Raw genomic sequence first — 12,739 nt, 5'->3', positions numbered from 1 at the left:
AAGAAATGATACCTAATATTCAAAAGGGAAATACTTCAGGAGTATCTCCCTTTTGATTTAATCTTCATTTTTACAATATTTTCTAATTAATTTATTTGCTTTTGTTTGACTTAATCCGAGATCCTTTGCAACCTTTCGAGAACTCTTATGAATTGTATAAGATTCGATTATCATTTTTTTCTCAGTTTCTTCTAAAATATTGTCTAATGAATTCTCCTCATAGATTGAGATAGATTGATCATCAGGAATTAATTGTGATGGTAAGTCAGACAATCGAATGACTGAATCGCTAGTAATAACAAGTCTCTCAATTATATTTTCAAGCTGCCTAATATTACCTGGCCATTGAAATACTTCAAAAGCGCTTTTTACATTTGATGAAAATGAGCGACTAACTTTGTATTTATGATTGAACTTAGTTAAAAAATGATCGGCTAGTAAAGGAATATCTTTTTTTCTTTTTCTAAGTGGGGGAATTTGAATATCAATTACGTTTAAACGATAAAATAGATCTTCTCTAAATTGCTTTGATTTTACCATTTCCAATAGATTACGGTTCGTCGCAGTAATAATACGAACGTCAGCCCTTTTTAATTCTCGACCACCTACTGAAAAGAAGCTACGATCTTGTAGTACTTGGAGCAATTTTGCTTGAAATTTTAAGGATATTTCACCGATTTCGTCTAAGAAAATTGTTCCTTTATTTGCAGTTTCGAGCAAGCCAATTTTTCCATTTTTTAAAGCACCTGTAAACGCACCAGTAGCATAACCGAATAGTTCTGATTCTAATAGCTCTTCTGGGATTGCTGCACAATTGATAGCAAGAAAAGGACCGTTTTTCCGGTTGCTTAAATCATGGATATATTTTGCGAGAACCCCTTTTCCTGTTCCAGATTCACCTTGAATTAAAATATTTGTATCAACAGGGGCTATTTTTTTACTAAAATCAATGATATTTGTCATTTCGTCATCACATGTTATAAATCCATTAGAATGCAAATGTTCACTCGAACTAAGTTCATGAGTGCTATTATGAATAATAGAAATATAATTTTTTTCGCGAGAAGTAATAAAAATGAAATCCAAGTTTTTATTAATAGGATTGAAGATTGGAATAGCTGTCGTGACAAGCTCTTTACCAGTATGAGTTGTTTGATTAATTGTGACTGTGTTATTTTTCTCCAAAACGATTGGAATAATTGAAGGGGTCCAATATCCTTTTTCTAAGAAAATATCATTATGTTTTCCTATAATTTCGTTTTGACGTAAACCATAATGTTGTTCACACATCTTATTAACATAAATGATTTCAAGATTTCGGTTTAAAATATAAATTTCATCAGAAGAATAGTTTAAAATGTTTAACAACACTTCTTTATCGAATTCTAGTATTTCTGTAAGATTAGAATAACTGTTCATAATGTATGCTCCTTTTTAAGCGCTTACAATTAAAGGTTAATATTTTACTATTTTACAAAAAGAGTTTAACATAAGTCTACAAATTATTTGCAGAATTTTAAAAATAATCAACTATTTGAGGGTAAGGGGGAAATAGGATGAAATTATTTGCCATTTTTTTAACTATTTTTGCTTTCATAGGGTCATTAACGATTGTAAATCGTGTGGAGCCATACATTTTAGGATTACCATTTATTGTATTTTGGTCTGCGAGTTGGTTAGTCATCACTTCAATCTGTCTATTTATTAGTAATGCAATATTAGAGAAACAGGAGGAAAATCAATGAGCATTCTATTAATTGGAATTACGTTTCTATTTGCACTTTTTTTAGGAATACGTGCCCGAAGAGGAAGAGAAATGAAGTTGGAATCTTGGGTAGTTGGAGATCGTAATTTTGGTAGTATTGTCATGTTCGTTCTAATGGCTGGTGAAATGTTCACTACATTTATTTTCTTAGGAGCAAGTGGTGCATCTTATTCAATGGGCGGACCAGTAATCTATATTTTCTGTGCTGTTACTTATATTATTCCATTTTGGATTTTACCCCATATTTGGCGTTATGCGAAAAAACATAATTTATTAACACAGCCTGATTTCTTCGTTAAAAAATATAATAGTAAATCTTTAGGTCTACTTGTTGCTATCGTTGGGGTCGTTTCCATTATTCCATATATGGTTCTCCAATTAAACGGTATAAAAATAATTGTATCTGAAGCTTCATACGGTGCCATTTCACCGAATTTAGCAGTATGGATTGGCGTTATTGTCGTGACAATCTTTGTCTATATCTCAGGAATACATGGTTCAGCATTTACGGCGATACTAAAAGATATTTTGATGCTTATTACGATATTAGTTTTAGGAATTTATTTGCCAGTCCATTATTACGGTGGAGTTGAACCGATGTTTAAAACATTAGATGCTGCTAAACCTGGATTCTTACTTCTACCTAAGTCTGGTTATAGTATTTCTTGGTATGTATCAGTTTGCTTAATTATTGCACTTGGTCAATACATGTGGCCACATGTTTTTGGAGCGAGTTTATCATCCAAAGATTCCAAAACATTACGAAAAAATGCAGCACTGATTCCTCTTTATCAAATACTGATGGTATTCATCCTGTTTATCGGTTTTACTGCACTTTTACAAATGCCACATATACCAGGAGGACGAACTGATCTAGTTTTATTCTCAATTGCTAAAGCAACACTCCCACCTTGGTTTATTGGTGTAATTGGTTCAGCAGGTTTACTAGCAGCATTAGTTCCGAGTTCATTGTTATTATTAACGGCTTCAACATTACTTTCAAAAAATATATATAAAGCAATTAAACCAGATACAAGTGAAGCGAAGTTAGCTGGACTTACTAGAATCTTAGTGCCAATCATCGCTTTAATCGCTTTATTATTTACTTTTTATGGTGGAAAAACAATGCTTTCTCTTTTATTAATGGCATATAGTTTCGTCTTACAATTATTCCCTGCCTTAATTGTAACGTTCTTAAAACGTAATCCAGTTACAAAAACAGGAGCAGTAGCGGGAATACTATCCGGATTAATTACAGTAGCATACGTAACAATTAAAAATACGAGCTTCGGTACATTATTCCCTCATGCACCTCAATTTTTAAAAGATTTAGATCCAGGGTTTATTGCATTTACGATTAATATCATCTTTATGTTTGGTGTAAGTGGAATTACATATTTAGTAAAAGTAAGACCACGAGTAGGTCAAAAAGCGATCAAGGAACAATGGTGAGCGTATGAAGATTATTTGTTTAGGTGATAGTCTTACAGAAGGTTTAGGGATAGCAAAAGTTAATGCATGGCCAGCTGTACTTCAAAACGAATTATCAGTCGAGATAATAAATAAAGGGATTTCAGGTGATACAAGCACTGGAATGCTATCACGATTCTACCATGATGTCGTATTAAACAATCCATCACATGTAATTATTTGCTCTGGTGGAAATGATCTATGGTGGAATGTTGATTTAAACTATATACTGTCAAACATTTATTCAATGGTCAAACAAGCTATACACAACAATATTCAACCTATTATAGCAATCCATCCACCAATTCATTTAGAAAATATCAATCACAAAGAAGTATGGGAACCGATTGCTGGCTTTGAAACATTTGTTTTAAAAGCCAAAGAGTTAGCCGAACGAATTGAGCAAATGATTGAAATAAATCATTTTAATCTAATTGATTTTCGAATTCCATTTCAACAGCATCAACAATTGAAGACTGAGTTTTTCGAAGGTACTGACGGAGTACATCCAAATGAACTTGGTCATATTGCTTTAGCGAAACAGGCATATCAAACAATGAAAGAGTTCTAAAAATACCAATAAAACGGATAGCAGTCTTTAGCTATCCGTTTTATTTTTTAATTAACCGTATCAATTGCTTTTAATTCATAATCCATATATGTACTCTCACTTTTCCATTCAATCTTCCTTATAACAGCAATACCAAAAGGCTTTTCATCATTCTTTCTAGTTACATTGATTGGTGTATCAATAGGAAACAAGTGGTATCCATTAAGCTCTAAAGAGAATGTATTATTTTCTTTTCTGATCGCTTTTTCATTCGTTACAATTACAAAATTAAATTCAAATGGCATACTCATATTTTGGAAACTCCTTAAATTGAAGATTTTTACTATTTAATATAGAAGAGATTAAAGACTTAAAAATATCTTAATATATTTTTGTTGTGAATACAAAAAAGAGATAGGTAGGAAGATGAAATTTCATAATTTAGAAACACTTATTTAATGTAAGGGAGACAGTGCGAGGTTTTATGAGTTACAAATTATGATGAATTAGCTAATTTAGTAACTCATGAACCGCTTATGAGTTAAAAATAATCAACAAATCGCTACTTTTCTAACTCATGAGCCTCTTATGAGTTAAAAATAATCAACAAGTCGCTACTTTTCTAACTCATGAGCCTCCTTATGAGTTAAAAATAATCAACAAGTCGCTACTTTTTTAACTCAAGACCCCCAATGAGTCAATAACTTTTACACATACAAATAAACGATTGGTCATTGATTCACTATGTCGACTATATAATAAAATAAACAGTATTTTTGGAGTTGTTCTTTGGAAGGGGCTGATGTTTATGCGAAGAAATAAAAATATGGCTCTCATTGCAATATTGTGGATATGCATGGTGATTTTTATTATTGTGAACGCGGTTCGTCATATTCGAATATATATGGTTTATAATTCAGGCTTAATGCCATTTATTGTTTGTGGAATGTTTCTTTTTGCCATTATTATTCTTTATGTGAGTGGATCGAAACAGCGGAGATAGAAGAGTAAATGAACCCATAATATTTAGGGTTCTTTTTTATTGTTAGCTCAGTTAAGCAGTTTGTAGATTTTCTTATGCAACTAAATTGAAGATTAGTTGAATAAGATAAGAAGTTTCAAAATATAACGAAATAAATTCCAAAATATGGTAATATCAATTAGTCAGTAATGAATTTTTAAGAGTTTTCTAATTGAAAAATATGGATTTTGGTGTCTAGAAAGCAGGTAATTTTCTTTGAATATAAAAGCTATCAAACTATCAATTTGTACAATGCTAATTTTCGTTTCGATGTTCTTATTGACTGCATGTGTTGGGGCAGGAACGATCGATGTAAAAGCACAAAAATATATTAAAGACAAATACGGTTTCGAAGTAGATGTTTTGGAAAAACCAAACATAAACGAAGGGAACATGGGAGATACCTATTTTAAAGTTAGAAAGAGAACGGGAAATAAGCTCACTTTTAACATCTACATAAAGGGGATGTTATTTACAAAAATTATTGGAGATGACTATGACATCCAATCTAAAACATTTGAAATGAAAAAGGCTTTTGAAAAATCGAATTCAGAAATTCTTAGTCGAGCCAAAGTAAAGTCAATCGAATTTAAAAGTGAAAATGATATGGAATCGTTTGATTACGCTGATACTGGAAATGTTATACAACATTTAAAAGTAAATGTTGTGAGTGCAAATGTTAAAAATTTATTTGATACTGAAAAAATGAATTCAATTTATGAAGTGCTTAAAAAATTTCAAGAGTTTAGCGATGTTTACAAGCCATTAGATGTGAAAGAAATTAGTATGAGCTATACAAATGATATAAATAAAAGAATAACTTTTGATATAGACAATGTACATTCGATTTATTCGATGTCTGATTTTGAACGTGAAAGCTCCACACCTTATGAACCGCCGAATATAACAAATTTTGCACAATACTCTTACTATATTGAAGAATCGGCACTTTTCAAGGATTTTGAAGGTGGGTTAAGGAGTCTTGGTTATGACTATTTGAATACAAATCAAATGCCAGTTTTCAATCAGGATCTTGATTTAGCTTTCGAGTCTGATGAATATAGTATTTTTGACATTCAACTAAAAGGTAATATAGACGATGTAGATCAGGTCTATCAGTTACTCCAATTTTTAACGAGTGCCAAACTTGAAGTTTATAATGTTAGAATTTTTTCTTTAGATAATAAATATCCGGAGGACTATATGAATTTAATTTCCTTTCATATTCCAGATGGGGTATCGAAAGAAATCGTAAAACAAGCTTTTAAAGAAAGAGAAGAATATATCAAGGAATTAGATTGAAATTTAATCTTATGAGTAATTTAGTGAAGCCTCTAATAATCATTAGAATAAAACGTTGCACAAAGTTATCGGTATTAATAAAAGAGTTCCTAAGGTTGTCTAATTGGACAACCTCTTTTTTTAATTCAAAAATCAACATTTTAATTTAACAGAAAAAAATAGGGAACAATTTAGAAAAATTAAAAATTAATTTGTACAGTATTAAACCATTTGTTAAAATGAAGACAGTATATGGTTGCAGTTTGCATTAATAGGGAATTTGGTGAAAAACCAAAACAGCTCACATCTACTGTAAGAAGCTACGAAACATTCGAGTGCGATTGCACGTTAATCACTGGGAAACTGGGAAGATGAATGGAGTAGGCTAGAAGCTTTAAGTCAGGAGACCTGCCATTTGCATTTTACAAGTCTTTCGGTGAGGGAAGTTTTGTTATCAGAAAAATTCTGTTCTTATGCGAAAGCCGTATAAGAGCGCTGTGACGCGCATTTTTTAGTATGCTGTTGGAGCAGTTTAATTTTTGGATAACTATGAGTCCTGCCAAATAAGGCAGGGCTCTTTTTTTGCACATGAAGAATGTATAAATTGGCAGCGGAGAGGAAAAGTCGACGTGGTTGCCAATTTTAATTTCTATGTATAAGTGCAACTTAAGCCTCTATCTTCGCCTAAAGACTCGCCATAATTGGCGGGTTTTCTTTATTGGCAATGAAGAATTTTTGTCACTAAAAGACACCGGAAAATCAAGCAAAATAAGGGAGGAAGAATTTGAGTTTATTAGAAAGATAGGTTTTTAGAAATGAAAGAAAGGACGCGTTTAAATGAAAAGAATATTAGGATTATTATTAGCAGTTTTATTAGTTTTTTCAATTACAATTCCAACGAAATCTGTACCGGTTCACGCAGATAGTCCAATTGGCTATGTGACGATGTCAGTTGAGGCAAATACTTTAGGTGCGGGGTTAATTCGTCAACCAGTTAAAGTTCCTTTTTATGAAGGGGAAAGTTATGCAAAAGTTCTTGACCGATTTTTAAGCGGGACAAGTAATTATGATAGTTACGGATCGGTTAATTCAGGATTCTATTTGTCAAAAGTTAAACTTGAAAATGGAAATATTTCTGTAAATGTTCCGACAGTCATAAAAGATGCAATGAATTTAAGTAATGAAGAAATTATTGCTAACGGCGCTCAAAAAACGGGCTATTTAGGGGAATTTGACTACTATAATATGTCCGGTTGGATGTATGCAGTTAATAATGAGTTTCCAAATGTTGGGGCATCTGATAAATTCCCGAAAGATGGGGATGTTTGTAGATGGCAATTTACACTTTATGGATACGGCTCAGATTTAGGACAAGATAATTCAAGTTTTGGTGGGGATAAAGCACTTTATACACCAGCAAATAAAGATTCTTTATTAAAAAAAGTAGCTGAAGTAAATTCAGCACCTAACAAAGATGCGTTATTAGCGAAGGAATCTATTCGAACTGCATATGATCAAGCAAATACAGCACTTATTAATTTAACAGTTGATCAATCTACTGTTAATACTGCACTGACTACTTTAAATGATGCTTTAAATAATGTTGATATAAGCACGCAATTAAATGATTCACTAGGCTATATATTGACTAAAGTTCCTAATCCAAGTTTTGGTACGGGTTCAGGTGAATGGTCAGTATTGTCATTAGCAAGAGGTAACTATAATGTACCTGATCAATATTTTGTTAATTACTACAATCGTATTGTCGATACAGTGAAGTCAGCAAACGGCGTTTTATCTACATCAAAGAATACGGAATATGCGAGATTAATATTAGCTCTTAGTGCATTAGGAAAAGATTCTACTGATGTAGGTGGTTATAACTTACTAACTCCACTTGCTGATTATGATAAAACAGTTAGTCAAGGGATTAACGGAGGGATATTCGCCTTAATAGCATTCGATTCAAATAATTATCAAATACCAACAATTGCAGATTCTACTAAACAAGCAACAAGGGAAAAATACGTTAATTATATATTAAGTAAAGAAGTAAAGAAGGGTACTGATCAAGCAGGAGGGTTTGCTTTATTTGGCACAACGCCAGATCCTGACATTACATCAATGGCATTACAGGCATTAGCTCCATATCAATCTATGCCAGAGGTAAATGCAGCAATTAATCGAGCATTAAAAGCGATCTCTACTATTCAAAAAGCGGATGGTGGATTTACTGCATTTGGTTCAACTTCTAGCGAAAGTATTTCACAAGTTATCGTAGCTTTAACAGCAGTAGGTGTAAATCCAGCAACAGACAGTCGATTTGTAAAAGAAAATGGAAATTTAGTGACCGCATTACTAAGATTTTATGTTAATGGCGGAGGATTCAAGCATGTTTTAACGGGGAATGTGGATGGAATGGCTACAGATCAAGCGACATATGCCCTTGTATCTTATGACAGATTTCTTAAAGGAAAAAATAGTCTTTATAACATGACAGATGCTTCGGTAACCATAGTTACAAATCAAATAAATGCATTACCTACAACAATTACAATTTCAAATGAATCAGAGATTGCTAAAGCAAGAACGGCTTATGAAGGTTTAACTGCAGCGCAACAGGGATTACTATCATCAGCGGTATTAGATAAATTAGTTGCAGCAGAATCAGAAATTACTAGATTAAAAGAAGAAGCAGTACTAGTTGTTTCAGTAATTAATAAAATTAATGAATTACCAGCATCAATTACTTTATCAGATGAAACAGCAGTAGTGTCAGCTCGTGAAGCATACGATGGTTTAACACAAGCTCAAAAAGAAAAAGTATCAGAAACTGTATTAAATAAATTAGTTTCGGCGGAAGCAGAAATTAGTAGTTTAAAAGACGAGGCTTCATTAATAGACTCGGTTATAGTCAAAATAAACGCCCTACCGACAACTATTTCTTTAGCAGATGAAGCAACGGTAGTTTCAGCTCGTGAGGCATATGATGGGTTGACGCAAGCTCAAAAAGAAAAAGTAACGGAAACTGTATTAGAAAAATTAGTTGCAGCAGAATCAGAAATTAAAAGTTTAAAAGACGAAGCTTCATTAATAGACTCAGTTGTTAACAAAATAAATGCTTTACCGACATCTATTACGCTATCAGATGAAACTGCAGTAGTATCAGCTCGTGAGGCATACAATGGGCTTACTCTTGTTCAAAAAGGGAAAGTATCAACAACTGTATTAAATAAATTAGTAGCAGCAGAAAATAAAATAATTGTCTTAAAAGATCAAGTAAAAGCAGATGCGGTTCAAAATAAAATCAATGGATTACCTTCACAAATCAAGTTAGCTAATGAATCTGCAGTAATTGCAGCTAGAAAAGACTATAACGCTTTAACAACTGCTCAAAAGAACTTAGTTACGTCTACTGTACTAAATAAGCTTGTATTAGCTGAAAAAACAATTGTGAATATAAAAAATGCCGCAAAAGTTGCGAAAGATAAAATTGCTGCATTACCAACTACATCACAAGTTAGATTAACTAGTGAATCGGCAATTAAGTCAGCACGAGCAGCTTATAATTCTTTAGATTCAAGTCAAAAATCGCTAGTAGGCAGTATTACTAGACTTACTTCAGCTGAGTCTAGGCTAGCAGTAATAAAAGCAGATAAAACATTACCAACTATAAAAGGAATTTCGAATAATGCCTATTATAGAACGAAAAAAACAATTCAAATCAGTGATAATGTTGGGCTGTTAAATGTAAAACTTACATTCAATGGTAAGTCATACACTTATTATTCAGGAAAAGTTTTTGCAGCATCTGGTAAGTACAATATTATTGCAACTGATTTAAAAGGGAACAAACGAAGCATCGTCTTCTATATTGATAACAAAGCACCTCTTAAACCAGCAGTAAAAAGTATAAAGAGCTCTTCAACAAAAGTTACTGGTAAAGCAGAGTCAAATAGTACGGTTTATATTTATCGTGGCTCACAAAGAATTGGTTCCGCAAAAGTATCATCGAGTGGAACTTACTCTGTTAAAATATCAAAACAGAAAAAGAGAACGAAACTAACTATCTATGTAGTAGATCGAGCAGGGAATAAGGGTGCTAAAACTTCAGTAACTGTTAAATAATACTGATAATACTCTAGCTGTATGTAATATTGAAACGATCACTAGTTTAATAGAGGTCGTTTCAGTTTTTTTAAAGTCGAAGGATATGATAAACCCAATTATTTTTACGGTCTTGGTTTTCAGAAAAGAAGAGAGGATATGGTATAAAAATGAGAAAAATATCAGGGATGTTATTATCAGGATTTTTTATTTTTTCAGTTATTGTTCCGGCTAATTCCGTTCATGCAGATAGCCGTGCTACGATTTTAGGACAATCAACTACTCACACTACATATGAGAATGCCGGCGCAGGGCTAAACTCAATATTGAAACTAAGTGAATCGAATAGCAACGCGACGATAAGTACCCAACTAAATAATTCTTTAGGATTTTTATTATCTAAAGTTCCTAATCCAAGTTTTGGAACAATTTCAGGTGAATGGTCAGTACTGTCTTTAGCAAGGGGGAACTATAATGTACCCGCACAATATTTTGTTAACTACTATAATCGTATCGTCGATCAAGTGAAATCAGATAAAGGTGTGTTGTCCACATCAAAAAATACTGAATACTCAAGGTTAATACTGGCACTTAGTGCATTAGGAAAAGATCCTACGAATGTAGGTGGTTACAATTTATTAACACCACTTGCCGATTACTCTAAAACAATTTATCAAGGTATTAATGGTGGTATTTTTGCCTTAATCGCATTTGATTCAAATCATTATGAGATTCCTACTATTGCAGATTCTACCAAGCAAGCAACGAGAGAAAAATACATTGATTTTATTTTAAGTAAGGAAATAAAAAAGGGTACTGATCAAGCAGGAGGTTTTGCTTTATCTGGCTCAGCGCCAGATCCTGATATTACTGCAATGGCACTACAAGCGTTAGCTCCATACGAATCAATGCCTGAGGTGAGTAGCGCAATTGATCGAGCAGTGACAGCACTATCAAACCTACAAAACACAGATGGAGGATTTACTGCCTGGGGCTCAACATCTAGCGAAAGTATTGCACAAGCAATCGTAGCTTTAACAGCATTAGGTGTAAATCCAGCAACCGATAGTCGATTTGTAAAGCCAAATGGAAACTTAGTGACTGCACTTCTTAAGTTTTATGTAGACGGTGGAGGGTTCAAGCATGTTTTAGAAGGTAGCGCAGACGGCATGGCTACAGATCAAGGGTCTTATGCTCTTGAATCTTATGACCGATTCTTAAATGGAATAAACAGCCTTTATAACATGACTGATGCCCCTGTAACGATCGTCACTAAACAAATTAATGGATTACCAGCAACAATCACACTTGTGGATGAGCCAGCAATTGTTGCTGCTCGAACGGCTTATGATGGGTTAGGACTAGCTCAAAAAGGATTAGTAGCATCGGTAGTTTTAGATCGATTAGTTGATACAGAGGATGCACTTAGAGCATTAAAAAACGAAACGACATTAGTCGATCTAGTCGTTAATCAAATAAATGCTCTACCAGCTACTATTACACTATCAAACGAAGCTTCGGTAGTTTCAGCTCGCAAGGCGTATGATGGGTTAACTCACACTCAAAAAGAAAAAGTTTCTATTAATGTATTAAACAAATTAGTCGCAGCAGAAAATGCGATTACTACATTAAAAAATCAAGCTAAAGCAAGTGAAGTTCAAAATAAAATCAATGCATTACCTTCACAAATAAAGCTTACGAATGAATCAGCTATTGTAGCTGCTCGAGCGGCATATAACGGATTAACAGCACCACAAAAAGCTTTCGTAAGTTCGACAGCTTTAACTAAACTCGTATCGGCTGAAAAAACAATTACTAATTTAAAAAATGCGGCAAAAGCTGTTAAAGATAAAATTTCGGCTTTACCAGCTGTAGGAAGTGTCAGGTTAACAAGTGAGACGGCGATTAAAGCAGCCCGTTCTGGTTACAATGCGCTTGATTCAAATCAAAAAACACTTGTAGGAAGTATTTCTAAACTTACTGCAGCAGAAGCTAGGCTTTCACTTATTAAGGCTGATAAAACATTACCAACGATAAAAGGTGTAACAAATAATGCCTATTATAAAGTAAATAAAACAGTCCAAATAAGCGATAATGTTGGCGTTTTAACAGCTACGTATACAATAAACGGAAAGTCTTATCCTTATTCATCTAGTAAAGTTTACTCAGCGTCTGCTAAATATACAATCACTGTAACTGATTTGAAAGGAAATAAAAGAACGGTTGTATTTTACATCGATAAAACAGCTCCAACTAAACCGACAGTAAAGAGCATTTCAAGCTCTACAACGAAAGTTACTGGAAAAACAGAAGGGTATAGTACGATTTATATACTTCAAGGCTCTAAAAAGATTGGAACTTCAAAAGTATCATCGTCTGGAGCGTACTCTGTAAAAATAGCAAAACAAAAGAAAAATACAAAACTAACAATTTATGTAGTAGATCGAGCAGGAAATAAAAGTGCAAATACGATTGTAACAGTTAAATAGTAATCTATTAACGTCAAAAAAATCTGCTCGAAATGTTTTTTAATGTTGAAACGACC

At 33.1% G+C, this 12,739-nt stretch carries 9 protein-coding genes and 1 riboswitch; of the genes, 7 read left to right on the top strand and 2 right to left on the bottom strand.

Translation table 11 applies throughout. The features are described from left to right. Positions 1–57 precede the first annotated feature (57 nt). Positions 58–1,419 carry a sigma-54 interaction domain-containing protein gene (locus CN601_RS15330; protein WP_098171532.1) on the bottom strand — a complete coding sequence of 454 codons (1,362 nt, stop codon included), beginning with the start codon at positions 1,417–1,419 and terminating at the stop codon, positions 58–60. A gap of 137 nt (positions 1,420–1,556) precedes the next feature. Here CN601_RS15330 and CN601_RS15325 point away from each other — a divergent pair, with 137 nt between their 5' ends. Genes CN601_RS15325 through CN601_RS15315 form a run of 3 tightly spaced genes read left to right on the top strand, consistent with a single transcriptional unit; the run spans position 1,557 to position 3,806 of the window. Beyond that, on the top strand, positions 1,557–1,745 hold the full coding sequence (locus tag CN601_RS15325; protein ID WP_098117029.1) for a DUF3311 domain-containing protein: 189 nt from the start codon (positions 1,557–1,559) through the stop codon (positions 1,743–1,745). Next, positions 1,742–3,217, top strand: a complete 1,476-nt coding sequence (locus CN601_RS15320) for a sodium:solute symporter family protein (protein ID WP_098117030.1) — start codon at positions 1,742–1,744, stop codon at positions 3,215–3,217. The genes CN601_RS15325 and CN601_RS15320 overlap by 4 nt, the downstream gene beginning before the upstream one ends. Before the next feature lie 4 nt (positions 3,218–3,221). Beyond that, a complete protein-coding gene (locus tag CN601_RS15315) occupies positions 3,222–3,806 on the top strand; it encodes a GDSL-type esterase/lipase family protein (RefSeq protein ID WP_098171531.1) in 585 nt (194 codons plus the stop codon). Positions 3,807–3,853: 47 nt separating this feature from the next. Here CN601_RS15315 and CN601_RS15310 read toward each other — a convergent pair whose 3' ends face one another. After that, on the bottom strand, positions 3,854–4,096 hold the full coding sequence (locus tag CN601_RS15310; protein WP_098117032.1) for a DUF2584 family protein: 243 nt from the start codon (positions 4,094–4,096) through the stop codon (positions 3,854–3,856). A gap of 497 nt (positions 4,097–4,593) precedes the next feature. Between CN601_RS15310 and CN601_RS15305 the strand changes: the two genes are divergently transcribed. The 4 genes from CN601_RS15305 (at position 4,594) to CN601_RS15290 (ending at position 12,683) form a co-directional block, all read left to right on the top strand. Then, positions 4,594–4,788 (top strand): hypothetical protein, encoded by a 195-nt coding sequence (locus CN601_RS15305; RefSeq protein WP_098171530.1) that lies wholly within the window; start codon positions 4,594–4,596, stop codon positions 4,786–4,788. A 234-nt stretch (positions 4,789–5,022) separates the two neighbouring features. After that, positions 5,023–6,108, top strand: coding sequence for a hypothetical protein (locus CN601_RS15300; RefSeq protein WP_098171529.1), 1,086 nt, complete (start codon positions 5,023–5,025; stop codon positions 6,106–6,108). A gap of 215 nt (positions 6,109–6,323) precedes the next feature. After that, positions 6,324–6,517, top strand: a riboswitch (cobalamin riboswitch). Between the two features lie 407 nt (positions 6,518–6,924). Next, positions 6,925–10,215, top strand: coding sequence for an Ig-like domain-containing protein (locus tag CN601_RS15295; RefSeq protein WP_098171528.1), 3,291 nt, complete (start codon positions 6,925–6,927; stop codon positions 10,213–10,215). A gap of 149 nt (positions 10,216–10,364) precedes the next feature. Continuing rightward, positions 10,365–12,683: an Ig-like domain-containing protein gene (locus CN601_RS15290; RefSeq protein WP_098171527.1), complete on the top strand. Its 2,319-nt coding sequence runs from the start codon at positions 10,365–10,367 to the stop codon at positions 12,681–12,683. Positions 12,684–12,739 lie beyond the last annotated feature (56 nt).

Source organism: Bacillus sp. AFS017336 (assembly GCF_002555445.1).
Taxonomy (GTDB): Bacteria; Bacillota; Bacilli; order Bacillales; family Bacillaceae_G; genus Gottfriedia.
The sequence above is the reverse complement of the archived record's forward strand: the minus strand, read 5'-3'. Positions and strand labels throughout refer to the sequence as shown.